The sequence below is a fragment of the Anaeromicrobium sp. genome (assembly GCF_025210435.1).
In the GTDB taxonomy this organism is placed as follows: Bacteria; Bacillota; Clostridia; order Peptostreptococcales; family Thermotaleaceae; genus Anaeromicrobium.
In genome coordinates this window covers 14,398-40,574 of the sequence record NZ_JAOART010000020.1, presented here as the reverse complement: position 1 = coordinate 40,574, position 26,177 = coordinate 14,398, and the positions used below count along the sequence as shown (strand labels likewise).

General features: G+C 29.7%; 28 protein-coding genes. 4 read left to right on the top strand and 24 right to left on the bottom strand.

The window, feature by feature from the left end; all coding sequences use genetic code 11:
* Positions 1 to 213: 213 nt before the first annotated feature.
* From N4A57_RS02190 to N4A57_RS02155, 8 genes are all read right to left on the bottom strand, one after another.
* Positions 214 to 723, bottom strand: a complete 510-nt coding sequence (locus N4A57_RS02190; RefSeq protein ID WP_293655819.1) for a GNAT family N-acetyltransferase — start codon at positions 721 to 723, stop codon at positions 214 to 216.
* 462 nt (positions 724 to 1,185) lie between these two features.
* Positions 1,186 to 1,929: an ABC transporter permease gene (locus N4A57_RS02185; RefSeq protein ID WP_293655818.1), complete on the bottom strand. Its 744-nt coding sequence runs from the start codon at positions 1,927 to 1,929 to the stop codon at positions 1,186 to 1,188.
* Positions 1,916 to 2,647: an ABC transporter ATP-binding protein gene (locus tag N4A57_RS02180; protein WP_293655817.1), complete on the bottom strand. Its 732-nt coding sequence runs from the start codon at positions 2,645 to 2,647 to the stop codon at positions 1,916 to 1,918. Before N4A57_RS02180 ends, N4A57_RS02185 begins: the two co-directional genes overlap by 14 nt.
* 62 nt (positions 2,648 to 2,709) lie before the next feature.
* Positions 2,710 to 3,474 (bottom strand): MerR family transcriptional regulator, encoded by a 765-nt coding sequence (locus N4A57_RS02175; protein WP_293655815.1) that lies wholly within the window; start codon positions 3,472 to 3,474, stop codon positions 2,710 to 2,712.
* Between the two features lie 411 nt (positions 3,475 to 3,885).
* Positions 3,886 to 4,545, bottom strand: coding sequence for a type A chloramphenicol O-acetyltransferase (catA, locus tag N4A57_RS02170; protein ID WP_293655813.1), 660 nt, complete (start codon positions 4,543 to 4,545; stop codon positions 3,886 to 3,888).
* Positions 4,546 to 4,671: 126 nt separating this feature from the next.
* The gene (locus N4A57_RS02165; RefSeq protein WP_293655811.1) at positions 4,672 to 4,983 is read right to left on the bottom strand and encodes a YciI family protein; all 312 of its coding nucleotides are present in this window, start codon (positions 4,981 to 4,983) and stop codon (positions 4,672 to 4,674) included.
* A gap of 5 nt (positions 4,984 to 4,988) precedes the next feature.
* Complete coding sequence (locus tag N4A57_RS02160; protein WP_293655810.1) at positions 4,989 to 5,555, bottom strand: flavodoxin family protein; 567 nt, start codon at positions 5,553 to 5,555, stop codon at positions 4,989 to 4,991.
* A 294-nt stretch (positions 5,556 to 5,849) separates the two neighbouring features.
* The gene (locus tag N4A57_RS02155) at positions 5,850 to 6,701 is read right to left on the bottom strand and encodes a MerR family transcriptional regulator (protein WP_293655809.1); all 852 of its coding nucleotides are present in this window, start codon (positions 6,699 to 6,701) and stop codon (positions 5,850 to 5,852) included.
* A gap of 82 nt (positions 6,702 to 6,783) precedes the next feature.
* On the opposite strand from N4A57_RS02155, the gene N4A57_RS02150 reads away from it, so the two are divergent.
* Entirely contained in the window at positions 6,784 to 8,130 is a 1,347-nt protein-coding gene (locus N4A57_RS02150) for an MATE family efflux transporter (RefSeq protein WP_293655807.1), read from the top strand.
* A gap of 239 nt (positions 8,131 to 8,369) precedes the next feature.
* Here N4A57_RS02150 and N4A57_RS02145 read toward each other — a convergent pair whose 3' ends face one another.
* The 9 genes from N4A57_RS02145 to N4A57_RS02105 form a co-directional block, all read right to left on the bottom strand.
* Positions 8,370 to 9,026 carry a (Fe-S)-binding protein gene (locus N4A57_RS02145; protein ID WP_293655805.1) on the bottom strand — a complete coding sequence of 219 codons (657 nt, stop codon included), beginning with the start codon at positions 9,024 to 9,026 and terminating at the stop codon, positions 8,370 to 8,372.
* Positions 9,027 to 9,367: 341 nt separating this feature from the next.
* Entirely contained in the window at positions 9,368 to 9,793 is a 426-nt protein-coding gene (locus N4A57_RS02140; RefSeq protein ID WP_293655804.1) for a hypothetical protein, read from the bottom strand.
* Between the two features lie 518 nt (positions 9,794 to 10,311).
* Positions 10,312 to 11,109, bottom strand: coding sequence for a GNAT family N-acetyltransferase (locus N4A57_RS02135; RefSeq protein WP_330671425.1), 798 nt, complete (start codon positions 11,107 to 11,109; stop codon positions 10,312 to 10,314).
* A gap of 378 nt (positions 11,110 to 11,487) precedes the next feature.
* Positions 11,488 to 12,117 (bottom strand): CatB-related O-acetyltransferase, encoded by a 630-nt coding sequence (locus N4A57_RS02130; protein ID WP_293655803.1) that lies wholly within the window; start codon positions 12,115 to 12,117, stop codon positions 11,488 to 11,490.
* Between the two features lie 192 nt (positions 12,118 to 12,309).
* Positions 12,310 to 12,483 (bottom strand): hypothetical protein, encoded by a 174-nt coding sequence (locus N4A57_RS02125; protein ID WP_293655802.1) that lies wholly within the window; start codon positions 12,481 to 12,483, stop codon positions 12,310 to 12,312.
* A gap of 32 nt (positions 12,484 to 12,515) precedes the next feature.
* Positions 12,516 to 12,761: a hypothetical protein gene (locus tag N4A57_RS02120; RefSeq protein ID WP_293655801.1), complete on the bottom strand. Its 246-nt coding sequence runs from the start codon at positions 12,759 to 12,761 to the stop codon at positions 12,516 to 12,518.
* Between the two features lie 16 nt (positions 12,762 to 12,777).
* Positions 12,778 to 12,897, bottom strand: a complete 120-nt coding sequence (locus N4A57_RS02115) for a DUF6144 family protein (RefSeq protein ID WP_330671424.1) — start codon at positions 12,895 to 12,897, stop codon at positions 12,778 to 12,780.
* A gap of 207 nt (positions 12,898 to 13,104) precedes the next feature.
* Positions 13,105 to 14,526 (bottom strand): S41 family peptidase, encoded by a 1,422-nt coding sequence (locus N4A57_RS02110; protein WP_293655800.1) that lies wholly within the window; start codon positions 14,524 to 14,526, stop codon positions 13,105 to 13,107.
* A 390-nt stretch (positions 14,527 to 14,916) separates the two neighbouring features.
* Positions 14,917 to 15,396: a tetratricopeptide repeat protein gene (locus N4A57_RS02105; RefSeq protein ID WP_293655799.1), complete on the bottom strand. Its 480-nt coding sequence runs from the start codon at positions 15,394 to 15,396 to the stop codon at positions 14,917 to 14,919.
* A 517-nt stretch (positions 15,397 to 15,913) separates the two neighbouring features.
* Between N4A57_RS02105 and N4A57_RS02100 the strand changes: the two genes are divergently transcribed.
* The 3 genes from N4A57_RS02100 to nhaC all read left to right on the top strand — a co-directional run bounded on the left by N4A57_RS02100 (position 15,914) and on the right by nhaC (position 20,129).
* Positions 15,914 to 17,275, top strand: a complete 1,362-nt coding sequence (locus N4A57_RS02100; RefSeq protein WP_293655798.1) for a sigma-54 interaction domain-containing protein — start codon at positions 15,914 to 15,916, stop codon at positions 17,273 to 17,275.
* 407 nt (positions 17,276 to 17,682) lie between these two features.
* Positions 17,683 to 18,606, top strand: a complete 924-nt coding sequence (gene speB / locus N4A57_RS02095; RefSeq protein WP_293655797.1) for an agmatinase — start codon at positions 17,683 to 17,685, stop codon at positions 18,604 to 18,606.
* A 116-nt stretch (positions 18,607 to 18,722) separates the two neighbouring features.
* Positions 18,723 to 20,129, top strand: coding sequence for a Na+/H+ antiporter NhaC (gene nhaC / locus N4A57_RS02090; protein WP_293655796.1), 1,407 nt, complete (start codon positions 18,723 to 18,725; stop codon positions 20,127 to 20,129).
* 235 nt (positions 20,130 to 20,364) lie between these two features.
* Here nhaC and N4A57_RS02085 read toward each other — a convergent pair whose 3' ends face one another.
* The 7 genes from N4A57_RS02085 to N4A57_RS02055 all read right to left on the bottom strand — a co-directional run bounded on the left by N4A57_RS02085 (position 20,365) and on the right by N4A57_RS02055 (position 25,915).
* Positions 20,365 to 20,910 (bottom strand): hypothetical protein, encoded by a 546-nt coding sequence (locus N4A57_RS02085; protein WP_293655795.1) that lies wholly within the window; start codon positions 20,908 to 20,910, stop codon positions 20,365 to 20,367.
* Between the two features lie 181 nt (positions 20,911 to 21,091).
* Entirely contained in the window at positions 21,092 to 21,514 is a 423-nt protein-coding gene (locus N4A57_RS02080) for a VOC family protein (protein WP_293655793.1), read from the bottom strand.
* Between the two features lie 348 nt (positions 21,515 to 21,862).
* The gene (locus N4A57_RS02075; RefSeq protein WP_293655791.1) at positions 21,863 to 22,387 is read right to left on the bottom strand and encodes a GNAT family N-acetyltransferase; all 525 of its coding nucleotides are present in this window, start codon (positions 22,385 to 22,387) and stop codon (positions 21,863 to 21,865) included.
* 87 nt (positions 22,388 to 22,474) lie between these two features.
* Positions 22,475 to 23,281 (bottom strand): MBL fold metallo-hydrolase, encoded by an 807-nt coding sequence (locus N4A57_RS02070; RefSeq protein ID WP_293655789.1) that lies wholly within the window; start codon positions 23,279 to 23,281, stop codon positions 22,475 to 22,477.
* A gap of 324 nt (positions 23,282 to 23,605) precedes the next feature.
* Positions 23,606 to 24,208 carry a nitroreductase family protein gene (locus N4A57_RS02065; protein ID WP_293655787.1) on the bottom strand — a complete coding sequence of 201 codons (603 nt, stop codon included), beginning with the start codon at positions 24,206 to 24,208 and terminating at the stop codon, positions 23,606 to 23,608.
* A 123-nt stretch (positions 24,209 to 24,331) separates the two neighbouring features.
* The gene (locus tag N4A57_RS02060) at positions 24,332 to 24,892 is read right to left on the bottom strand and encodes a TetR/AcrR family transcriptional regulator (RefSeq protein ID WP_293655785.1); all 561 of its coding nucleotides are present in this window, start codon (positions 24,890 to 24,892) and stop codon (positions 24,332 to 24,334) included.
* Between the two features lie 327 nt (positions 24,893 to 25,219).
* A complete protein-coding gene (locus N4A57_RS02055; RefSeq protein WP_293655783.1) occupies positions 25,220 to 25,915 on the bottom strand; it encodes a DinB family protein in 696 nt (231 codons plus the stop codon).
* Positions 25,916 to 26,177 lie beyond the last annotated feature (262 nt).

Here is a 26,177-nt window from a genome sequence, read left to right as displayed (position 1 = left end):
TTGACAGCATCCTGTTTGAATTCGGCACTATACTGCTTAGTTCTTTTTCCCATTTGTAACCCCTCCTAATACTGTTTTATATTATAGCCTAATTTTAGGAGTTGTACGAGTTTTAGTTGTCCGATTTATATTCTAACAGCAGAATAATGCATAATTAATTTGCCAGAAATAATGTTTATTAGATATAATTTTGAACCCTTACTCACCTATACTTTATATTGCATATTTTTTTGAGAAATCATTAAGCTTTTCTCCATTCATACGATAAACACGAATATTTTTTACCATACTTGCCCCCCAATTAACATATCTCTCAATTGCAACTGTGTTCCAATCATGGCACCACCATTCTAAACGATCACAATTTCTTTCTTTAGCAATATGTGCTAAATAAGAAAGCATCATTTTTCCAAAACCATTACCTCTTGAATAGGGTTCTATATATAAATCTACTAAGGCAATCCCTGGTTTCCCTAAAAACGTAGAGAAACTTTTGTGAAAAAAAGCGAATCCTATGGGTTCTCCTTTATATTCACCAATAAGGGCTTCTGCTCCACCTTGATCAAACATATATTTTTCTAAGATATCTGGTGTTACAGTAACTTGATCTAATTCGTTTTCGTAAGACGCTAAATCACGAATATACTTTACAATCAAATTCGCATCTTTCTTTTCCGCAAAACGAATCTGAAAATCCAGTGTTTTTGTTTCAATTCTATCCATCTTATTTTCCTCCTTTAGATCTCAATATTTTACTATTGTGTCGTATATTTTGTCTTTTTTATAATTTTATACCAGTTTTTAACATTTATCAATTATATTTTCTGATTATTCAACACATATAAATATCTTCCTTATTTCATTGATAGTTTCTTTTTCCTTATGCTTGTCCATCCATCCCTCATAAAAAAAATGATTCAATCCCATAACATACCCTCACCTTAAAAATAGCCATTAACTCACAGACGGGTTCACCTCTGCTATTCCTATAAAAGCAGGCTTTATTTTCTGATCAACTAACATAAATCCATAAATAAGTACTAAAAAATAAGTAACATGCTAATAAATGCTTTTAAGCTACCTTTTGTCTGTTTACGGTGGTATCTCCTATAACGCAAAAAATCACCCCCTTCTTATATAAATATGATATAGGTGGGTGATTTAGTTACAATTTTAATTTGGTTTTTATTCCCATTTGAAAAATCGAAGAGCTACCCCAGTACATATTACCCCAAGAGCAATCATTACAATAATGGGTATCATCACACGATCTACCGTCAAACCAAGTGAAGCCGCCTTTAAAAGCTTTATTCCTTGTGTTAAGGGTAATATATTGGAACACTTTTGAAGTGCTGTTGGCATAATTTCATAGGGCAGCGTTGCTCCTGAAAAAATCAACATAGGGAAATATAATATACTTGCTGCAACACTTGCTATCTTTAAATTTGGATCAATTCCGCCTACCATAATGCCTATACTAAACATAGATCCCATTACCAAGAAATAAGCACCTAAAAACTGTAGCCAAGAACCATTGAATCGAAAGCCAAAGAAAATCGCTGCGGTTCCATAAACAAGTATAAGTGAAGCAATCGCATATAATGCATAAATGACTACCTGCACTGCTAAAATCACAGCAGGACTTATAGGTGTTACTTTAAATCTCTTTAGAATTTTTTTATGACGATAGTCGGACACCACCAATGGTAATCCCATGACTCCCCCTGCACATATTGCAATTGTAGTGATAGCTCCAAATGATTGTTCTAAAAAAGTATATCCTGCACCATCAAAGGCTAATTTATTTCCGTAAATAATACCAAGAAGTATTGTTACCACTACTGGCATGCAAATTGCAAAAATAAACATATCCATCCCTCGAAGGGACAATTTCAGTTCTGTTTTCAACATTGTTCTAAATGCTCTCATGATCATATTCCTCCTCTTCTGTATACCATAAATAAGCTTCTTCAAATTTTTCATAAGGGCTTGCTGCAATTGCTTCCTGCACCGTTCCATAGAAAATACTTTTTCCTTTTTTAAGAATACAAATCCTATCACACAATGCTTCTACCTCATCCATGAAATGGGAAGTTAAAAAGATAGTAATTCCTTTCCTTTTTAAATCCAAAAGTCCTTTCCATACCTCTCTCCTTGCTCTCGCATCAAGTCCTGTTGTTAATTCATCTAAAAACACAACTTCTGGGTTAGGAATTAAGGCAAGTATAATAAATAAATGCTGCTTTTGCCCTCCTGAAAGCTCACTCACTTGACTTTTACATTTATCCAAAAGACCAAACTGTTTTAACAATTCTCTATAATCCCCTGGCTGTTTGTAGAGGGATTGTGTTACTTTACAGAGCTCTGCTACTGTTAGTTTATCCTGATAGCTTGATTCTTGAAATTGTACGCCAACTTTCTGATATAATTTCTTTCTTTGTTTTTCTGGATGCATTCCTAAAATAGAAATGGAGCCGTGATCAAATTCCTTTGTCCCTAAAACACATTCAATGGTGGTACTTTTCCCAGCTCTATTGGCACCAAGCAATCCAAACACTTCTCCCCTTTTAATAGATATGCTAACATGATCTACGGCCTGTATATTTCCGTATGTTTTGCATAAGTCATGAATTTTAACTGTTTCCATGTATAAAAACCCTCCTCTTTTTTAATATATAAAAAAGAATAACACCATCATAAAGACTGGTGTTAAACTGTAGGGTTTATATTAAATTTTCCTTCCATGTCTTTTAACTGATTTAAAACGCAATTTGCATTTAATTCCGCGTTACTTAGTGAAGTAAGAAGCTTATCACATGCTGTTACAATATCTTCGTCCCCTTTTGGTGTATTAAGAACCTGTCGTACATCGATCTCTGAATTCTTTGATAGGGCACTTACCATACGCAAAATGGCTGCAAGTGAATAATTTGCACAACGTAAAGAACGGATGATCTTTAATAATTGAATATCATTTTTAGTATATACCCTATAGCCATTTTGTTTTCTCTTTACAGAAAGTAACCCATTCATTTCCCAATTTCTTAACGTATCTATGGTAACTTTTAAGTACTCTGCCGTTTGTTTTCTTGTGAAAGCTACATCCTTTTCTTTGTCTTGTATACCTGAGAGTAATTTTTTTGTGATTTCTATAGCCTCTTCTACATTCTTCTGTTCTATTTTAATTTGATTGATATAGTTATTTGTATATGCAATTGCCTTTTGAAATTTACCTTGGGCAGATAATTTAATAATATGAATGATGTTTTTCCTAAGACCATTTTGCAATACCTCAACTTTAAGTGCTGTCCTAGCAATCTTAAATTGTGCAATATGCAAATCTGAAAAAACGCGATATCCATTGGATAATCTTTGAGGTTTAGGGATCAATTCTAGTTTTTCATACAACCTCACTGTATTAGGGTGTATACCTATTACCTTTGCTGCCTGTGCTGTCTTATATTTATTTTCCATAATATCTTCACCTCCATTTATCCTTATTATAATGCAGGTTTAAAGTCTGGTGTTATAGTGTATACTTTATCATTAATGAAAAAAAAGCAAACCCAATATTCAATCACTTGAGTGCAAATGAAGTTCGTATTTTTCTACTATTATGTAGTATATATTTTATCTTTTTCATAATATTACAGATAACGCATCTACAATATTATAAAAAAATTTAGTATTTATCAATTCTATTTTTCAATTATTCAACACATGTAACAGCATAGCATGTTTGTTCGATTTAATTGTTTTTTGTCTATGCTTGTCCCCCCCTTCTTATATATATGATGGTAAGGGGTGATTTAGTTACATTTTTAATTTAGTTTTATTCAATACGTAATATGAGAAATATACGAAAACTATAACTAAAATTTATGCTCAGTTGCTTAGTAACCACTCATCACAGTTCTGTGACAATATTTGTAATTCGTTAAAAAATCTGCTTGTATGGTATCCATCACAAACTGCATGATGCACTTGTAAAGAAACTGGTAATAATATTTTTCCATCTTGTTCAAAATATTTACCATATGTAATTATTGGTAAAAGATAAGTTCCATCTGCATAAATGTTGAGGTTAAATCCTGTAAAACTTATCCAAGGAATACAAGAAACAGGAAAGGTGTTTTTAGGTTTATTTTCTTTTGCAGAATAATTTTTTACATTACCATATTTTTTAATATCATCAAGATAATTACAATAAAATAATCTAAAATCATCAGAACAGATTGTCCAAATATTAGTAAATGTTTCGTTATCCTTATGAAAAACAGTAAAACATGGATTCATATTTTCCCAATAACCAAGATTACCACTTTCATCAAAACAAGTACGAAATTCTTCGTGTCTGTTTATTATTTTTGTAGCCATATAAATCAAAACAGGATATAATTTTATGTTATTATTTTTTAGTTTAATAAGCAAAACTGTAATATCAATATTAGCTGTCATGCTGTATGTACATCTAACATTATTCAGAAAGTGGTCAAAATATGGCTTTCTACTCCAGGTTTCTTTATCTATTAAATTAAATTTCATTAAAACCCTCTCCTTACGTACAAAATATAAATAATCTTTACTTCACTATATAATCACCCTCCTCTTCTTATATAGACATGATAAGGATGGTGATTTAATTACAATTTTTAGCTTCCTAAACATTATTTATCTTGGAATGTTCCTTTTTTTTTCAATTTCTTCAGAAAGAATTACTAAATCCCATTCAAATAACTCGTATCTATATAAACTCCGTTTTATTAGAGGATCATTATCAGCAACTTCTTTTGCTTCTGCTAAATCTTTAGCTTCAAAAACTATCATTCCACCAACTGTATTTAAAAATCCACCTCCAATAAAATATCTCTCGGATGCTACTTTACTTAAATACTTAATATGATCATTAAAATCATTTGAATTAGTTTGAGTTCCTTCTACTTTAGAATCAATTCTTACAAACAACTTATCGCCTTTTTTCATTTCAATTATGCCTCCAAACTTTTAATTATCCAAGCTATATTTTGTGCAAATCGTACAATATATGATTTTGCCTTTTCGTCCTTTTCAATATCTCCTTTATGTACTCCAACACCAATATTCCAATATGTAGAACTCGGAATAATCATTTCATTTACAAGATAGAAATCAATTAAACAATTTATGGTTGTTAACTGTCCACTTTCTCCTGCAATAGCAATTGGACCCCCTATTTTTTTAGATAATGGACGATTATTATTAAATGCAACATAAGTTAATCGCTGCAGAAAAGCCATTAATAAAGATGTTGGTGCTCCTACATATACAGGACTCCCCACAACAAATCCCTTATTTTCTAAAACTTCATCATATATACTATTAAAATCATCTTTTTGAATACATCTATTAATGCCTATACACTTATCGCAGTTTAGGCAATGATTTATCTTTTTACCAGATAAGCTAATAAATTTTGTACCTATATTATTCTTTTTTAATTCTTTATCAAATACTGACAATAATATCTCAGTATTGCCTTTTTTTCTTGGAGAACCAGAAACTATTAAAACTCCCATCAGTACCCTCCTGTAATTAATATATTAGTAAATATTTCATATATTTTAATTTGTTTTATAGTTTATTTTAGTATATTTGTGTCATATTTTTCTACTATTATGCAGTATGTATTTTATGCATTTATAGTATTTTGATCTTACAGATAACATATTTATAATGTTATACCAAAATTTAGTGTTCATCAATTGTATTTTTTATTATTCACTATATGTACTTATTAACCTTATATCACAATAACTTCTTTTTACCTATGCTTGTCCATCTATCCTCCACAAAAAACAACCCATTTTCAATCAACCCCATAGCACACCCGAAAGAGGGTCATTTTTAGATTTTTCTACCTGTATAGATATTTTCATCAAATGTTCTTCTTCACTTTTTTGAGTACAAGTATCCATTAAAGCTTCTTCATATGCATTGCCTACAATCACATAATCATTTAGTTTTATGTACTTCATAAGTCTCTTATAAGTTAAATACGTCGTATCATAATGCCCCTTATGAAAAGCTATTGCATACAAACCTTCTGGCTTAATCACTGTATTTTTACAAAGTATATTTGTTTTTGCATAAAAATAGGCAACATTATAATCCTGCTCAGCTAATAGCTCACTTTTTTCTACTATTGCACCAATACAAAAGGATTTACTATTGTTTTCACGCATGTATTTTTCTAAATTACTAATTGCTTTCTCATGCTCTACTTCCTCATAGTTTCTAACATAGTCACTAATTATAATTTTTTCTTCAGGCATATTAACAATATGGATCTTTTCAATATTGTTTATAGTCATACCTTCTTTCGTCATATTTTTTCTTTCTTCAATCATCTGTGCTATTTCTTTAAGTTCTTTCATCCTTTTATTTACTTCTTTTTGTTTTTTATCCAATAATTCTAGAAAGGAGTATGTGCTTTTATTTTCAAGATATTCCCTAATTTCCTTCAAAGATGTGTCCAACTCTCTCAGCATAGCAATTACCATAAAAGCCTCACATTGGGATAGAGAATAATATCTATACCCTTTTTCATCTACATAATGAGGATGAAATATTTCCATTTTATCGTAATAGATCAAAGTCTGTTTAGAAACATTGCAAAGCTTTGCAAATTGAGCTGTCTTGATTAAATTTTTATAACGACTCATAAAACACCTCTTGACTATATAGTTACTATATACGTTATACTAACATAATGTATTTAATCAATCAAGAAAGAGGTGCTTTAAAATGTTCAACACGCATATTACATCAAAAAGCTTTATAAAATTTGTATTTCCCTCTATTTTAATTATGGTATTTATCTCTTTTTACACATCAATAGATAGTATATTTATATCAAGATTTGTAGGGTCAAATGCCCTTGCTGCTGTAAACATTGCACTGCCTTTATATAGCGTTGCCTTTGCTTGTGGCATTATGTTTGCTACAGGTGGTGGTGCCATTATTGCAATAAAACTTGGTCAAAACAAATTAGATGAAGCTAGTAAAAATTTCACTTCATTGTTAATCATCGGTATCCTTTTCGGAATACTAGCAACTATCATATGCCTACTATTTGAAGAAACTCTTATTACAGCTTTGGGTGCTAGTAAAAATATTAAAACTCATGCTCTTGCCTATAGCTTTTATTTAATATTATCTTTTCCTTTTTTAATTATAAAGGTAGTCTTTGAAAGTATTCTAAGGGTAGATGGAAAACCTAACACAGCATTATTTATGACTTTATTAGGTGGAATACTTAACATTATATTTGACTATATATTTATGGTTCCTATGCATATGGGAATAGCAGGTGCTGGTCTTGGTACATTCCTTGGGATTGTTCTATCAAATCTTGTAGGATTCTACCATTTCACTTCCAATAAATCCTTACTTAAATTCAAAACTGCAAAGCCTGATTTTAAATTTATTCTTAGTACCATTACAAATGGTTCCTCCGAAATGGTAAATGAATTTTCTATTGCTTTAACAACCTTTATCTTCAATATGCTTACGATGAAGTATATGGGAGATAACGGTGTAGCTGCAATTACAATTATTTTAGGATTAAATTTTTTAATTATTTCAGTATTTATCGGCTTCTCTACGGGCGTTGCCCCTTTAATCAGTTATAATTATGGTCGTGGCAACGAAAAAAATATAAGAACCATCATAAGATTTTCTAAAAACTTTATCCTTATAGGCTCAGTCCTATTGTTTATAATTAGTATGAGTATTACAAATCAACTTGTAAACATATATACGGATAAAAGCAATGCTGTATATCCTATAGCTGTTGCAGGGTTACAATCCTTTTCTATTAGTTTTTTATTTGTAGGAATCAATATTTTTGGTTCTGCCTTCTTTACAGCTTTTGAAAATGGAAAGATCTCAGCACTGATCTCATTTGTAAAATCCTTTGTTTTCTTTATCATTGCTGCTTGGATTTTACCATCACTATTTAAAGTAGAGGGGATCTGGCTAATCACTCCTGTATCTGAATTTTGTTCTATGTTTATGGTACTTTTGTTTATGCTTAAGTATCAAAAGGTATATAAATATAATCTCATAGGAAAACTGGCTAGATTGAGATAAATATTCACTTTTATATCTCTCCACATTTTTTGTAGTGATTTGTGTTCTTGTTTCATTTTTTCAACGCTCTTTTTATAGATAATACAATGCTCAATGATGGTTATAAAAGCCCAAATTATTCTTTACTATATTTAAGTTTATCAGATATTTTTATTATCCTATATTCATATTCTTGATGTGATATTTTTCCTTCTTCATATTTCTTGTTTACTTTTATAAACGGTCGTAGTAATTCTCCCTTAATGTTTATCAATATAATCTTGTAATTGTTCGTGCCACTGTATAGTGTCGTATATCTGTGGTTCAGTTGTTTCACCCATTAAAAGATCAATCATATGTCTAGGTTTTTTACCTCCAATATGCATTGATTTGATACATGAAACGCAATATACACAAACATCATTACAAGGCATAGAATCTGCTCGTTCTTTCATTTTTTCGTGAACCTTTTCAACTGGTAGCTTAGGATAAAAAGTATCTCCGCAGCATATTGATCTCGTGCCAAAAAACTTTGTTTCCACAACATCAATGTTCATCTTTCTAAGCAGATTTCGTACAGCCTTGTGCACCTGTGGCTTCTCACGTACAGGACAGGCATCGTGTACCGACAACTTCAATCCTTTATAGTCAGGATATTGAAATATATCCAATCCATCAAATACTTCCCACAAAGAGATTGTTGATATTCCCTCGTATAAGGTTCTAAAACGTTTGTCACATCCAGCACAGACATTGATAATCAACGATCCTGCTTCAAGTTGTGGGTCATGTTTACAGCATATTTTATGCAATGCAACCTCCCCATAGTTTTCATTCAAAAACTTTAAAATTTTATTTTCTATTTCAGGCTTATATATACTTAAAGCACAGCCTGGATTAAAATATGTTTTTATCATAATACATTATCCTCCTGTCTAAAGTTGACTTTTATTAGGGTACCTTTTGTTTACTCTTTAATTTTAACAGGAGATAAGCAAAAAAATCTTCTCGATTTTGGATTTCTAATTTTTATGGTTGGAATTTTCTGTGTTTTCTTGAAAATATCTAATATAAATACTCTCTATTACAGTTTATCCTACTATCACGAACTAAACATATTCACATTCACTACATAGAATTCCACATCTTGATTCAATCACTTTTACTTCCTTCAATAATATCCTTTTGCTTTTTTTACTCAAAGATTTTAATACTAATTCATATGACATATCTATTAGTCTAGTGTAGGGGTGTATATCTATAAGATATTAAATTTACTTTTATTACGCCATAAGTAATTGATTGACCATATTGAAAATAATCCAAATGGAAGAAAAATAATATCTCCCGGAGTAATTAAACCCGTATATATATCTCGAGCCCATAAAGAAGTAAGAGAATATATCCATAGTATATTGGCCATTTGAGCAAATGTCCATCCCCACGAACTCAATCTTAAAAGACCTGGAATACTAATCATCAATATTGGAACAGCTAAAAAAACATCTGCAATTAGAAACCCTAAAGTAGATGCTTTAGACATTATATCCATTGTAATTCCAGTATTGGATTGTATAAAAATTTTAAACATCACTAGAATCCAGAAAGTAAGGCTAATTACTGCAGCAATACTATTTACCCCAATTATTACTTTAATACCTTTGGTTAATATTGATTTCTTCATATTTTTCCTCCTTCACAATAGATTAGACATATTTAACAACACATTTATAAATAACCATAATTCATCTCCTTTCTTTGCAAACACAGTAAGTGCTACAGAATCAATTTTTTTCTTTTATTTTATCTTTTTTATATTGAATCATATAATCCTCTCAGCAAAAGCGAATTTATTATTCATTTTTATTATATACTAATTTTTCTATTTGTAAATACTTAAATATCCTTCTTGCAACACGCTTATCTTGCAAAATGATAGTATACTATGCTTGTCTACCCATTCCTCATAAAAAAGTCAATCAATCCTAAAAGTATTAGTAATCTGCTAATAAATGCTTTTAAGCTACCTTTTGTCTTTCTATGGCGGTATCTTCTCTAACGCAAAAAATCACCCTCTTCTTATTTAAAGATGATAAAGGTGGGTGATTTAGTTACAATTTTAATTTTGTTTATATTCAATGCATAATATAAGGATATTAAGTTACAATATTTTACAAGTGATAATCCATTTCTCTAAAAAACTTATAATTTTGAAATCATTTCATACTGCCCAATAATATATTTAAATCCTAGCTTGATTAAAAATTCTTTCGTAGATGTAGACTCTTCGTCTACATTAGTAACATTAATGCTGCATGATCTTGTATTTTTTAGCAAATCCGTAACAATGCTTCGTGCAATCCCTTTACGTCTATAATTCTTATCTACTGCTATTTGAGGAATATCTCCCGTTTTCTTATCAATAATTCCATAGCCCACAATGTTATCGTCAAAATGTATAATAGAATATATAAATATATCTGATGTGGCGTTGATTGAATCGATAGAGTTTTGCCAAGATGGTTCAAAATCCCAAAATTTGATCAATCGTTCCCAATTAGTTGAATCAATTTTATCCATATGTTTCACTTTGTAGCTTGTCATGGACCTATATTTATTCTTATCTAACTGAAAACATGAGAAATTTCTTACAATCTCAAATCCTTGTTTTTTGTAAAGTTGAAATGCGGATGTATTAGATTGAATTACTTCAAGTAAATATTGATCCACTTTTTTTTCTTTGATTAACTCTCTAATACTTAAAAGCATAGCACTTGTTATCCCTTGTTTTCTATATTCACCTACAACACCTGTCCCTATGTCATACACGGTTAGCTTCCCATTCCAGTTTCTAAATCCATTTAAAACAAATCCCACTAACTCCTCATTTTTAAACGCACCTATGGAAAGGCATGAGACATAACCTTTTCTTTGAAGCATTTCTTTAAACTTCCAAAATGGCAAATCGATTTTAACTTGATAATCTGAAAATGCTCTTATGAATATTTGATGTAGTATTTCTATATTTGTATTTTCAAGCGTTTTATAAATAAATATATTTATCGCCCCCTACCTTTAGGTTAGAGTAAAATACTTTTGTGACATATTTATCTACTATTACGTAGTGTAATTCATATTTTTCATAATTATATACCAATTTTTAACATTTATCAAATATATTTTCTGATCCCCCAATAGAAATCCATAGATCAGTATTGAAAATATAAGTAATATGCTAATAAATACTTCCAAGCAATCCTTTGTTTTTCTAGGGCGATATATCCTATAACATAAAAAATCCCCCCTTCTTATATAAATATGTTTCTTAGGGGTGATTTTCTGCTTTATTTTTATTATCCATTATCCTTTACTGAAATATCACTCTAACTTATCAATGTTTCCTAATTGAATATATTGAATACTAGCTTGGATTTTTTCATATGGCCAATCCCACCACTTAATTTTTAGCAATTTAAAAATTACATCATCGCTAAACCTTTTCTTTATAACTTCTGCTGGTACTCCTCCAACAATCGTATAAGGTGGAACATGATTAGTGACTACCGCTCTAGTTCCAATGATTGCACCATCTCCAATTTTCACCCCTGACATGATTATAGCGTCATATCCTATCCACACATCGTTACCAATTACAATATCACCTTTATTATCCCAAGCATCTTTTGGTTTTAATGTTTCATCCCATTCTTCTCCAAAGATTGGAAATGTATAGGTAGATAGTGATTGCATTGTATGATTTCCGCTCGTCATAAGAAACTTTGCTCCGCATGCTATTGAACAAAACTTTCCAATTATTAATTTATCATTATTTACAGGATAATGATATAATACATTATTTTTTTCAAAATCTCTCGGATTATTATACAAATCATTATATATTGTATAATCTCCAACTTTTATATTATTTCTAGTAATTACATTTTTAAGATATACTGTTTGGTAATCATTACTTCTTGGATACACTTTATTTGAATTTGGAATAGTCACGTTTAATTCTCTCCTTTATATTATAATGGTATTTTATGACTACCCCATTATTACAATGCATTTTTTCATAAAATCACTCCTTAAATAACCTTTATCCATTAGTTTATGCAGTATTCTTCTATTTGCAAAAACATATTTCTATTTATATCTCATTTTAAAAAAATTGTGCATTATTATGACTACAGATTATACTCATTTTCTTTTGTTATAACTTTTAACAATAAAAACAATAAGAGATCCTGCTGACAATACCATAAATACAATTGCTAACCAATCAGGTATTGGTCCTACAAAACGATTTGTCAATATTGTTCCTGAACTAATTCCCAAAGATAATATTAAATAAAATAAATTCTTGTTTTTCACTTTTTTCTCCTTATATATGAGTAGTCTTTTCTTCATAATTGCAGTATGTATTTTATCTGTTTATAGTATTTTGATCTTGCAGATAACATATCTATGATATTAAACCAAAACGTTCCTATCATATAATAATCTAATTTTCCTTTTCTTTTTACACAATTTAAAGACTCAACACCTTTTATATTTTCTATCTTATTCTCATTAACTTTATTAACCCTTTCATTAATCAAGTTCTTATTATAAATATCTTTATTCTTTGAGCTATCACCATCTTTATGCATTCTACAAATTCCTATACTATGCGGTCTTTTTACTTCCTTCAATTCCATATCCACACTGAGACTTCATTCTAATCTTCTTAGTAGTTACCTTATCAAATTTGCTTTCTAATCTCTTCATTGTAGAATTTACCCATATAGTTTAGATCAAACCTTAATAATTAACATAAATCCCTGTTAGTCCAAATTCTTATACTATATACAACAATATGCTATACGAAGCATGCTAATATAAGCAATAAAATTGTATTAATGGATAAAATATCCAAACAAACTTCAACTAATTTCATTAGATACTTTTCATTCTATTTATCATTCACTATACTCTTTCTTTAACCCACTATGCTTACTTTATTTTGTATTCTTTAAAAAAATCCATCAATTCACCATCAAATATATAATCTGGCATTACCGAATTGCCTTCTATTCCTTTATCATCCATTAATAATTTTCTATCTCGAAGAGGTATATGTATAATTGTTTTTGTATTTTTTAGTTCAAAATAATCCGTCCCTCCACCTGCACCTGCTGTTGGCAATCCAAATAATACGCCTCTACGATTCAACTGCATCCATCTTGTAAAATAATCCCCCCCACTAGCAACCATTGGGTTTATACGAATAAATAATTTTTTATCCCAATTCTTCTGATAATGAATTTTTTTAGAAATAAAATCAAAATCATCTACTCCTGTTGTTCTTTCACCTGTTTCTTTATCGATAAAGTCATACTGAAAATCAAAGGGTTTTTCTACATTTAGTACATGAGCAAGATACAATACTTGATTAAAATTCCCTCCAGCTGTATCTTTTAAATCTATGACTAATACATCTGGATTTTCTTCTTCAATTAATTCAAAAGTTTTTTTCAAATCTTCAATTTCCCACTGATAGAAATCTCTTGGATGAAGTATAACATATTTTGTAGCATTAATTTTTCTTGTATAAAATATCAAAGAAGGATGTATGTATCTTGCATCATCTGGAATATCTTCTAAAGAAGCTTGCATCCCTTTTGTTAATAATAGCATATGTGGATTTTTTGACTTTTTTATTTTATTCACAGTAATTGTTGCACTACAATCTTTCCAAGTAAGGGTAGTTTCTTTGATTTTTCCCTCTTTATTCCTATAAGTTATCTTAACTGGATCAAAGTTTTCCCTAAGGGGCTGAAATGGAATTTCTAAAGTCAATCTTCTTGCAACTTTTTCATTGGTACTAGCCTTTGTAGATGCGGGAATGATTCTCCCCATTCTTTTGATTTCTTCTTTGATAACCTTCCCATTCCACGTTAAAATTTCATCCCCTATAGATAATTCATCTGTAAAACCTTTATATGCCTTGCCCACATAAATCTTGTCATCCTTATTCAAAGTTAAAACAACCCCTAAAAACCTCCCCTTTTCATAAGGCCACAGCTCTTTTTCTAACTGCCAATAAATATGTCCATCTTTAAACTTTGCCATAAGTTTTCTAATTTCACTTACAAAAGTCTCTTTTCCGCTGCTCCAATCAACTGTTTCTGCATGATCTATACATTCTTTTAAAAATTCATCTCTTGACACGTTTAACTTTTCCTCTAGGTATATATAGTTTTTTGCAAGAAGTGTACAAGCCTCTTTGTAATCTTCTTTGTATTCATTCACTTTCTCCTTACAGTTGATACACCCTTTATGATTTACAGTTTTAATTGGTTGTGAAAATGTTTCATATACAGGCAATTGTATAAGTAACAGGGTTAAAAAAATTGTTAGAATATTTGTTTTCATAATATTTACTCCCTCATTTTTCATTTTATAAATCTCAATCTAGATTAATCATCATAGGCTCAATCCCCCAATCGTGAATCTTACTACCTACATAAAGTAACGTAATAGGTTGCAAAAAGCTCACAGACGGGTTCACCTCCGCTATTGCTATAAATGCAGGTTTTATTTTCTGATCAACCAATAAGAATCCATAAATAAGTATTAAAAATATAAGCACTACACTAATAAATGCTTTTAAGCTACCTTTCCTTTTTTTATGACGGTAGTCCTATAACAAAAAAATCACAAATCACCCCCTTCTTATATAAATATAATGACAAGGGGTAATTTAGTTACAATTTCAATTTAGTTTATATTCAATACACAATATAAGAATATTATTCATTAAGATTACTCTATTTCATTCAACTTGTCAGAATAGAATTCTATTGCATCTTTATAATTTTTTATGTTTTCATCTGAGGATGTTTGAGCTAAATTAGTTAGCAGAATTTCTATTGCTTTAGCATATTCATTTAGGTTATATAAGGTCATAGCATAGAAAACTTTCATAGCTCTATTCTCTGTAAATTTAGCTAAACCTTTCTCAAGCACTTCTTTTGATTTTTGATACTGTCCTAATGTTCTATATGTACTTCCCAAACCTAAGAAAGCACCTTGCAAATCCTTCTCTGGCAAACCAATTGAGATAGCTTTTTCATAATAAGGTACTGCTTCTTTTTCTAAACTCAGCACATCAAAACTCCAAGCACATTGATAATTAATTATTGAACTGTCTGGATAGTCATTTGCAAGATTTATTAAAATTTCATTCGATTCTCTTAATTTTCCTTCTTTCCTTAGCTCAATAGCTATCTCTAATTCTTTCAAAACTAACCCCTCCTTAATCTTGCATAGTATTCTACTATTGTGCAATATATTTTTCCTTTTTTATAATGTTATACCCATTTTTAACATTTATCAACCGTATTTTCTGCTTATTTAACACATGTAAATATGCTCCTTATTTTATTAGTAGTTTCTTTTTACCTATGCTTATCCACCTATGCCTTATAAAAAATCAATCCCAACCTCCCACAGGTTTATTGTACCCTAACTCTCCTGTGTCCAGCAAATCGGGTATGGCTCATAGTATACGATCCTAATAATATTGAATACTATTCCCTTTGTTTTTCATATTTGAGAAATATGCTATAATTTTACTAAAGTTATTATTCATATTTACTTTTACTCTAGTATTTAAATAATAATCTAATTCTTTATGTCAATTATGTATAAATACTTACAATTAACTTTCCATGGTCAACTATCAAAACAGTTTTACATATTTCAACTAAACGAAAAGTAAGAAATTTTTTATTATTTCTTTAAGAAAGTAGGTATAGAAATGATAACACAATATTTAGAATACATGTCAAAACTATATGGGCAAATAGATGCCCTTATGATTGTCAACAAGCAAGGGATTATTGAATATTCTGCTATGACATGTGACAAAACAAATAGTTTCCAAAATGAAGGTATTACAGGAAAACATATTTTAGAAGTATACCCTTCCCTTACAGAAAAAACAAGTAGCGTCCTAAGGGTATTAAAAACCGGCAACCCTATTTATGACGAAAAACAAACTGTAACTGATTCTAAAGGTTTTTTATGGTCTTTTGTAAACTCTACATTTCCTATTGAATACAATAATGAAATTATTGGCGCTGTTGAAGCTTCCATATCTGCATCCAAATGGAAACAAAAAAATCATACTGTTCTTCAAAATTCGAAAAAGCAAAAATCCAATAATTCCTTATATACCCTTGATAATATTATTACAAAAAATCCATTACTCCTTCATACAAAAGAAAAAATCAAAAAAATTGCTCAAAATAATTCTTCCGTACTGATTTGTGGAGATACAGGCACTGGAAAAGAAATGGTTGCTCAAGCCATTCATAGTCACAGTTTAAGAAGGAATGAGCCATTCATATCTCAAAATTGTTCCGCAATTCCTTCTACGCTACTTGAAAGTATATTCTTTGGTACAGTAAAGGGAAGTTATACTGGATCAGAAAATAAAAAAGGGTTATTTGAATTAGCGAATAGAGGAACACTCTTCTTAGACGAAATAAATTCTATGGATATAGGCATTCAAGCAAAAATTTTAAAAGCAATAGAAGAAAAAAAAATTCGTCGTGTTGGTGGTGAATCCTACATTAATATTGATATTCGAATCGTTTCTGCTATGAATTCAAATCCGCTCAAAACTATTGAAGATGGACTCCTCCGGAAAGATCTCTATTATCGATTGAGTGTAATTCAAATAAATCTTCCGCCTCTTATAAATAGAACAGAGGATATTACACTTTTAACCGATTATTTTATAAAAAAATACAATAATGAAATGAATAAAAACATTACTGCTATAAGTGAAATGGTTGAAAAAACCTTTTATAATTATAATTGGCCAGGAAACATTCGGGAGTTTAAAAATGCTATTGAATCTGCTTTTAATCTTGCAACAGGAAATACAATTACCTTAAAAGATATTCCAGAATATATTATCTATCCTCAAAAAAGTGAAGAACCCCTTTTTAGAGAAGTATCGAAAAATAAATCTCTTCCTAAATTAGTACAAAGCTATGAAAAAGAAATTATCCTTGAAGCATTATCTACCTCAAAGAATATAACAGCAGCAGCAAGAAAATTGCAGATCACTAGACAATCCCTTCAATATAAAATGGAAAAATATAATTTATAAAAAAAGCTTATTACAATATAACAGAAATTATATATAAACAACCCATAAATTTCTTAATTTTAGTATTTAAAACACAAAAAAGCAAAAAAACTTGCATAAATTACGCAAGTTTTTTTGCTTTTTCTATATATTATCTTTTCTTTTCTTCTATAAAAATCTGTAAGTCATTTGAAATTCTATTATTTATATGTTTGATTCATTTTGGCATACTTATTGCTTATTCTTTTTATAGGTGAAATTTTTAAAAGTCCAGCATTTATAACCTCCTCTTATAATGGTTTTTATGCTGGACCAAATGATCCATATTTTTATTTCACTATTTCCAAAACTTACTGTTCCTAACTAAAGAGTTCCTTACTCTTACTAAAAATCTAAAAATATTTATAATTTAAAAGGAGGAATCACTTATGTCAACTGTAAATGAAATTATTAAAAATCACCAATTATGGGGAGGTTTGAATAAACCTGAAATATCCCTTACCAAAGCAGATATTGTTGTTTTTGGTATTCCTTTTGATGGAAGTGTTAGTTTCCGTTCTGGATCAAAAGATGCACCAAAAGCTTTAAGGGAAATTACCTATACTATTCCCCCCACAACTGAAGACTTTGAAGATATTTCTGCTCTAAAAGTATTAGATTTAGGAGACTGTGAAGGCAAAAACAGAGATGAAATATTTCATCTTGCAGAAAAAGCAGCTTACAACGCAGTAAAATCTGGTAAATTCTTCACAATGGTTGGAGGAGACCATTCGGCTACCATTCCAGTACAGAAAGGAATTGATCGTGCTCTTAACGAACCTTTTGGTATTATTCATATAGATGCACATTTTGATCTTTGTGATGCTTTATGTGGAGATAAATTATCTCATGGTTCAACAGAAAGAAGAGCGTTAGAATTAAAAAATATTCCTGATAGTGAAAGTCTTTTCTTTTTAGGTATACGATCCATTGAGCCTGATGAGTTAGATTTCATGAATAATAATAAAGTTAATGTACTATCTGCTAAAAATATTCAACATAAAGGTATTGAAAAAACATTAGAAATAGTAAAAGAAAAGATGAAAAGATTTAATAAAATATATGTTACATTAGATATTGACTGCTTAGATCCTGCCTATGCAGCAGGAACAGGAACTCCTCAGTTTGGTGGGTTAACTAGTAGAGAATTACTAGATTTATTACATGGACTATTTGAATTACCTATTATTGGCTTTGATGTGGTTGAAGTAGCTCCAAACTTAGATCCTTCATTGACTTCTCTTTTCGCCGCACGAAAAATCATTACAGAATGCTGGGGACATTTTCATAGAAAGAATAAATTTATTAAATAATGCTGGGCTCAAATTTTGAGCCCCCAGAATATCAATCTAAAATAATTCTATTATAATTTATGAATTTCTAAGGAATAAGTCTTTATTTAAAAAATATAAAAAGGAGTGTCTATTATATGACAACAAATACTAAAAAACAAATGACTTTTTACAAAGCCCTTATCCCTATTATCTTCCTTGCAGTTTCATTATTTTGGTCTCTTAAATATGGAACAGGATATTCTCAGATCCCTCTAGTAGCAACATCCATAGTAGCAGCCCTTATCGCTGTTAAATCTGGATGTAAATGGGAAGATTTAGAAACTGGTATTCTCAATACCATTCAGGTATCTATGCAAGCACTTCTAATTCTTCTAATTATTGGAATGATTATTGGAACATGGATTTTAGCGGGTGTAGTTCCTTCAATGATTTACTTCGGACTTAAAATCATTTCTCCAAAAATATTTTTGCTTGCTACATTACTTATATGTTCCATTGTATCTTTAGCATGTGGAAGTTCATGGACTACTGCAAGTACAGTAGGTATTGCTCTTTTAGGCGTTGCTCAAGGACTTGAAATTCCTGCACCTATAGCAGCGGGTGCAATTATCTCTGGTGCTTATTTTGGAGATAAAATGTCTCCTTTATCAGAAACGACAAATTTAGCTCCAGCTGTAGCAGGGTCTACTCTTTTTGATCATATTAAACATATGGTCTATACATCTGGTGTTAGTTTAATTTTATCTGCAACTATATTTGGAATTATTGGTCTTAAATACGGAAATTCTCAAATTAATAGCGAATCTATTCAAGTAATACTTGATGGATTATCTTCTCAATTTACAATTTCGCCTATTTTATTCATTCCTCCTATTGTTGTTATTTTTATGGTTATAAAAAAAGTCCCAGCTATTCCTGGACTTCTTGCAGGGGTAGTGTTAGGTGGATTATTTGCAGTATTCTATCAAGGTGCCGATCTAAAAAGTATTGTTGAAGCTGCACATTTTGGGTATACTTCCAATACAGGAGTAGAAGTCATTGACAGTTTATTAAGTCGAGGTGGACTGGATAATATGATGTTTACTGTTTCATTAATACTATGTGCCATGGTTTTAGGTGGTATTTTAGAAACTTCTGGAATGCTTTATGCCATATCTGAAAAGATCTTATTATTAGTACATGGTACAGGCTCTCTTGTTTTAGCAACTGTTTTAACAGCAATTGGTACAAATATTATAACCGGCGATCAGTCTTTATCTATTATTATCCCTGGAAGAATGTATAAAAATATATATGAAGAAAAAGGATTAAAACTTAAAAACTTATCTAGAGCCTTAGAAGATGCAGGTACAGTTACATCCCCTATAGTTCCCTGGAATGTTTGTGCTGGATTCATGGCTTCTACTCTAGGAGTTGCTACAATTGCTTATTTACCATTTGCCTTTTTCAATCTATTAAGTCCAGTTGTCTCTGTCATTTACGGTTTTACAGGAATAACTATGGAAAAATGCGCTAAAACCGAGTTAGAGACAAAACAATAGTAAAACATTTAATAATTGATAAAAATAATCACTATAAAATTTATAAGTACAATTATTAAAAATTTGTAAAATGATCTTATTATTTGAATCTGTCAAGGTTAATTTATCTTATATTGCTTCAATTCTCTATCTGTTTTAAAAAGTTTTTTCCTTTCTTGTTCAAGTGTACTATATACAAAAGGACAGTTCCCTTGTATTCTTTCAATACAACAGAACCGTCCTTTTCTTTGTCTTACTAATTGATATTAGCTTTTAATATTTTATCTACACACTCAAATTTGGTTACAGGTACTTTTATATTATACTCTGTACCTTCATAATAAATATTGAGCTTATAATCTACTTCTTCTTTCCATTGAAAAGATTGTATATTACTAAATTCCAATACTTTACCACACCACACTATTCCTTCATCATAAAAATATATTCTTCTATCATCATTTAGAAGATTCAATAATATCAATGGAGTAAATATAAAAATAAATCCATCAAATTCTTTATGATATTCTTTAGTAGCCATTAGAAACACATATTTAATTAATAGCATAATAGAAATAATCACAATAACCCCTCTTAGATATTTAGATATAACAGGTTTATGTATATAATAATGAGGTTTTGGAAGATTAATTTTTATTATTCTTAATATTGTAATAATCACATTTATCCACAATAAAGCTGATACCATACAAATAGCTATAGCATTATGCCTATAAAACATAAATACCACAAAAAATAATGCTAAAGTAACTATAAATAAGATATCTTCAATTTTTTTCATTTCTTATCAATTATCCCCCCAATTTGTTTTATTATCCGTAATAAAAACTACTAGCTTAATATCTCATATGATAAATAATACCATCTTAACTAAAGCTTTTTAGGAGAATTAAACGTCCTTTCTCATTTTGGTGAATGACATGTATCACATATCTTAAGAATATTGTTCTTTTATTAACAGGCTACTTAATTCGTTTCAAAACTGGATGACCCTCTTTCAGTTCTACCAAGTCCCATAAATTCCCATATAAATCCTTAAATACTGCAACTATTCCATAAGGTTGTTCCTTTGGCTCTCTCACAAACTCTATACCTTTTGAAATCATTTCATTATAATCTCTCCAAAAATCATCAGTGTTTAAAAATAGAAAAACTCTACCACCTGACTGGTTACCTATAAATGACTCTTGTTCAGGTTTAGATGCTCTTGCAAGTAATATAGTAGTTCCCACTGAACCAGGTGGGGATACTACTACCCACCGTTTATCTTGTTCAGGCTGATACGTATCTTCAATTAATGTAAAATTAAGCTTCTTCGTATAAAATTCGATTGCCTCATCATAATCTTTCACAACTAAAGCTATATGAATAATTGATTGAACCATTTTCTCAACTCCTTGTATTTTGGGATTTTCTTATTCAATCCATATTTTTATTTCAATTTTTACATCGTAATATTATACTATTGTGTAGTATATATTTTATCTTTTTTACAATCTTACAGACAACACCTCTATAATATTATACCAAATTTTAGCATCTATCAAGAATTTTTAACTATTTCCTACCTTTAAAGGTATTTACATCCTATCACAGTGTAGCCTTGAGCTTCATGATAAAAGCTATAATCAACTACAAGCATAGGCACTATTGAAATTGTAAAGGAAAACAAGGAACAACCTTTAGTAGAAGTATTAGATATTAAAATCACCCCCTTCTTATATAATATAACCTTAACCTAAAGTTATCCAATATCTTTGTGTAATTCGGTTTCCTTCTGGGATTTCATTTTCCAATTCTGCACCATTATTTATTATGGTCTTTGCCGATGCAATATTATCTCTATCGCAAGTAATTAGAACTTTTTTAATATTTAATTTTACACATTCTATTAAAGCTAATGATAACATTTCAGTTGCATATCCTTGTTGTCTTTCTGATTTTCTAACACTATAGCCTATATGTCCGCCTAAATTTAGCAAATAATTATTTAACCTATGTCTAATATCAACCATACCAATTAAACGGCCGTCCTCCGTAGAAATAGCCATATATGTAGTTGCAGGAACTAAACCGTCTCTTACAGTTTCTTCTTTTAAATTATCGCAAAATGCACTATACCATTCTTCAAAAATTTCAGCATTTCTCAAGCCCGCAGTACCATCCATACTATCTCCACTTTCAATAAATTCTCTTTTATAATCCATAAGTTTTTCTTTATACTCTGGTGTGGGTAAAACTAATTTCAATCTGTTCATCCTTTTCCTCCAATTATATAAATAATTTTTAATTCGTCATATAAGAATATTATACATTACTATAATAAGAGTTCATTTCGTATACTTTTACCAGTTTATTTCTAAACCTACTCCAACTTCTTTTACAGGCAAAGTTTTATGTATTTCTGCTCTAACAGCAAATGAAGTGCAGTGGCAGGGATATAATTCCTTTAAATTATTCTGTTTTAGATAATCGATAGTTTTATTAACCTGTTCAGTCACCTCAAATAAATGAAATCCTCCTATAACTCCCAATACTCTATCATCTTTACATACTTTTTTTGCATATTCTATTATATTGCATATACCACTATGAGAACATCCTGTAATAATATAAATGCCATTTTCACTTTTATATACAAGGGCTGTATCATCTATTACATAATCATCAACTGCAGCTTCACCGACAATTTGTTTACCAATAGGCTTTCTATTTTCGAAGTCGTTTATCTGAGGTATTTCCCCTAAAAAAGTTATATGTTTACTAACTTTAATAGGTTCTTTCGAAAGAATCAAATTACATTTTCCTTTTAGTTCTTCTTCTAAAATAGGAGAACAAATTTTTAAATTATCTATTATTTTTTCTTTAAATGCATCTGGATGAGCAATGATAGAAATACTATTTTCATGTTTTTGTTCAAAGTAATATTTTAACCCTCTTGTATGGTCGTCGTGACCATGTGAAATAACAATAGTACTTATATTTTCTAAATCTACACCTAATGCAGTTGCGTTTCTTAGAAATAAATCAGAATATCCTACATCTAATAGTAAGCTAGTTTCCTCATCTTCAATATAATACGAAACAGCCGGTTCTCCACAATAATATTGGTCAATGTATGTATTATTATCTACTAAAACTTTTAATTTCACCTTTTATTTCCTCCTTCGCTTAACACGAATAAAATTCGCAATATTTTACAATTGTATGATATGAATTTTATTTTTTCATATTAAATATAACACCTCTACACCATTATATCAAAGCTACCCTTCGTTTTTCTACAGCGGTATATCCTATAACGCAAAAAATCACCTTTTCCTTATATAAATTAAGAAGAGGGTGATTTAGTTGCAATTTCAATTTAATTTGTATTCAATACGCAATATAAGGAGATTCTGAATCCTATACTACAAATTCGTTACAACTATTTAAATAATGTACTAAACTTGAAATGTATAATTATTATTTATAGTCTATAATATTATGTCTTGAATAGATAGCTTTTTTATCGACTTTGGTTCCTCATCTGGATAACCTAAAGTTAGTAGATTTACAAATTTTATATTATCATTCCAATTAAATATTTCTCTAATTTTTCTCTCATCCACTGCCTTTACCCAACAACTGCCAAGACTAAGTTCAACTGCTCTCAATACAATATGTTCAACTGCTATGGCCACATTAAAGGAAACTTCTGAAACTAATTTTTCTACTTGCACATTTTTAAGACCATCGGTTCTATACTTGAGCATTTTATAAAAGTTATTATCAATCATATCTAAGTTATAAAGTTCCTCATTGCCAGATAAAGATCCTATAATATAATCATTTATATTCCCACAGCATACAATTACTACTGGAGCCTCTGCAATATGTTTTTGGTTAAATGATGCTTGAGATAATAATTGTTTTGTTTCACAATCTTTAATTATTTTAAAACGCCAAGGTTGAGCATTACACGGAGAAGGAGCAAATCTAGCACAATCAAGCAAATCATGTATTAGTTCATCGGATATGTCGTCTTTTTTATACTTTCGTATACTCCTCCTCGTTATTATACATTCTTTTAAATTCATCATTCTTTCCTCCTTATTTTACCATAATAGACTGGTCAGTTTATCGAACATAAAAAATAACTTCCTAGAAATATATAGTTAATACAACTATATTTCAAATAAAATCAGCTAAAAATTTATTAATTATACTAATGACAATAAATCTTCAAGAATGTAATCAAAGACACTTTCATCTTTGCTTATTCTATAACAAAGTATGTATCCTTCATAAAGAGCAAAGGCTTTTCTTGCAATTGTATTGGCTTCCTCTTTTGTTAATCCAGATACTTGTAAAGAGTGTGAAAAAATATTAATTAGTTTTGTAATTCCATTTGCATATGCATTTGAAGAATTATTCTCAATGAATGTCATATCTAAACCTAATACAGCTATTGGGCATCCAAAGTAATTACCTTCGGATACTGAACTTTTTATATCAGCTACCATCTTGTTTATAAATATATTCCAAGGATTATTTGATAGAGGTTCTAACCAATTAAGAAGTATTGTCTTTCCGTAATAGTTTGCTACTTCAATTCCAAGTTCTTTTTTACTAGAAAAATAAAAATAAAAAGACCCTCTTGACATATCAGCTTCCTGCAATATATCATTTATTCCTGTATTTGCATATCCCTTTCTTAAGAAAAGTTTAGCAGCTATTTCTATTAAATGCTGTTTTGCTTGTTCACCTTTAGTTGATTTCATTATATATTTCCTCCATAAAAGCTATTTACTATATAATAAACCAGTCAGTATATTTTGTCAATGCCACAAAAATTCAATCAACTCATCTTGATTTACCATAAACTATTTTAGTTTCATTCAATACGTACTATAAAAACAATGTGATCTACCCTTTACTATAAATTATGTTTATCCTATTTCCTCAATCTTTAGTTTCATGGGTAAAACCTTATATCATCAACAATCCGTTCTGATTTAACATCTTTCATCTTCATCCTTTCTCTAATAAACATTCTCAACATCTAAAAAATAAAAAAATTGCGTATTTGATCAAGCCGAAAATTATATTTAAATTCTATAAAATGTTTTTTTCCTATCGATTGACTGTTTTAACTTAAAGCAATCATTTAAATGCATTATTTGATGTCTTGTAATTGGCATTAAAATAATACCTGCTATATCTTTTTTTCCCCAATAATCTAATAACCAAATAGAATCTGGATGACTCAATACACCACCCTCATTTAATATCTTCTCTGTATCTTTCTTTTCAATTTTATGTTTAGTATCTTCAAATTTTAAACACGACAAAATCTTTTGTGTTTGTATCCCAACAGCAACTCTATATCTTAGTAATTCCTCTATATTAATGCTTTTGCTGAAATTCATTATTTCATCATCTGTCATTGCATTACCAGTATCAGTTATATCAATATTTAACCTTTTAAGCCAATCACTATTTAACACTTGCTCCGATTGATCTACTAAAATATTAATCGTTAAATCTTCAATTCTCGTAATATGCCAAATATTCCAAGCAATAGTAACATCTTTATCTGTTGGCATAATAGCATAATCTCTTTTCTGTAATCCAGTCATAAGCCTATCGATAATAGTCAGTTCATTTAAATTGCTTACTTTTGCAAAATGTACTGATCCATGCATAGAAAGAAATAATTTCTTGGCTTCATCAAACTTTTCGAATTTCCTTATTGTTTCTTTTAATCGTTTTTGTTTTAAATTCCATTCTGATGTAATACTCACTATATTCCCTCCCACTCATAGATTATATAATTCCCCCTGATATACATTGTTTTATGAATGTATATTATCATTACTACAAATTAGATTCATTTTCTTTTGTTACAATGTCTAATAATGCAAGCAATAAAATATCCTGCTGACAATACCATAAGTATTTTTTTATAATATGTTCCCAATACAAACAAGACAATCCTTCATATTCCCTATATTGTACAATGTATTTTCTCATAGATAAAATATCAAAATAGTAGCCCCAGTTATA

Coding starts and splice junctions, on each gene's coding strand:
- N4A57_RS02190 (WP_293655819.1), bottom strand. CDS start 723: ATGGATAGAATTGAAACAAAAACACTGGATTTTCAGATTCGTTTTGCG.
- N4A57_RS02185 (WP_293655818.1), bottom strand. CDS start 1,929: ATGAGAGCATTTAGAACAATGTTGAAAACAGAACTGAAATTGTCCCTT.
- N4A57_RS02180 (WP_293655817.1), bottom strand. CDS start 2,647: ATGGAAACAGTTAAAATTCATGACTTATGCAAAACATACGGAAATATA.
- N4A57_RS02175 (WP_293655815.1), bottom strand. CDS start 3,474: ATGGAAAATAAATATAAGACAGCACAGGCAGCAAAGGTAATAGGTATA.
- catA (WP_293655813.1), bottom strand. CDS start 4,545: ATGAAATTTAATTTAATAGATAAAGAAACCTGGAGTAGAAAGCCATAT.
- N4A57_RS02165 (WP_293655811.1), bottom strand. CDS start 4,983: ATGAAAAAAGGCGATAAGTTGTTTGTAAGAATTGATTCTAAAGTAGAA.
- N4A57_RS02160 (WP_293655810.1), bottom strand. CDS start 5,555: ATGGGAGTTTTAATAGTTTCTGGTTCTCCAAGAAAAAAAGGCAATACT.
- N4A57_RS02155 (WP_293655809.1), bottom strand. CDS start 6,701: ATGAGTCGTTATAAAAATTTAATCAAGACAGCTCAATTTGCAAAGCTT.
- N4A57_RS02150 (WP_293655807.1), top strand. CDS start 6,784: ATGTTCAACACGCATATTACATCAAAAAGCTTTATAAAATTTGTATTT.
- N4A57_RS02145 (WP_293655805.1), bottom strand. CDS start 9,026: ATGATAAAAACATATTTTAATCCAGGCTGTGCTTTAAGTATATATAAG.
- N4A57_RS02140 (WP_293655804.1), bottom strand. CDS start 9,793: ATGAAGAAATCAATATTAACCAAAGGTATTAAAGTAATAATTGGGGTA.
- N4A57_RS02120 (WP_293655801.1), bottom strand. CDS start 12,761: ATGCATAAAGATGGTGATAGCTCAAAGAATAAAGATATTTATAATAAG.
- N4A57_RS02110 (WP_293655800.1), bottom strand. CDS start 14,526: ATGAAAACAAATATTCTAACAATTTTTTTAACCCTGTTACTTATACAA.
- N4A57_RS02100 (WP_293655798.1), top strand. CDS start 15,914: ATGATAACACAATATTTAGAATACATGTCAAAACTATATGGGCAAATA.
- speB (WP_293655797.1), top strand. CDS start 17,683: ATGTCAACTGTAAATGAAATTATTAAAAATCACCAATTATGGGGAGGT.
- nhaC (WP_293655796.1), top strand. CDS start 18,723: ATGACAACAAATACTAAAAAACAAATGACTTTTTACAAAGCCCTTATC.
- N4A57_RS02085 (WP_293655795.1), bottom strand. CDS start 20,910: ATGAAAAAAATTGAAGATATCTTATTTATAGTTACTTTAGCATTATTT.
- N4A57_RS02080 (WP_293655793.1), bottom strand. CDS start 21,514: ATGGTTCAATCAATTATTCATATAGCTTTAGTTGTGAAAGATTATGAT.
- N4A57_RS02075 (WP_293655791.1), bottom strand. CDS start 22,387: ATGAACAGATTGAAATTAGTTTTACCCACACCAGAGTATAAAGAAAAA.
- N4A57_RS02065 (WP_293655787.1), bottom strand. CDS start 24,208: ATGAATTTAAAAGAATGTATAATAACGAGGAGGAGTATACGAAAGTAT.
- N4A57_RS02060 (WP_293655785.1), bottom strand. CDS start 24,892: ATGAAATCAACTAAAGGTGAACAAGCAAAACAGCATTTAATAGAAATA.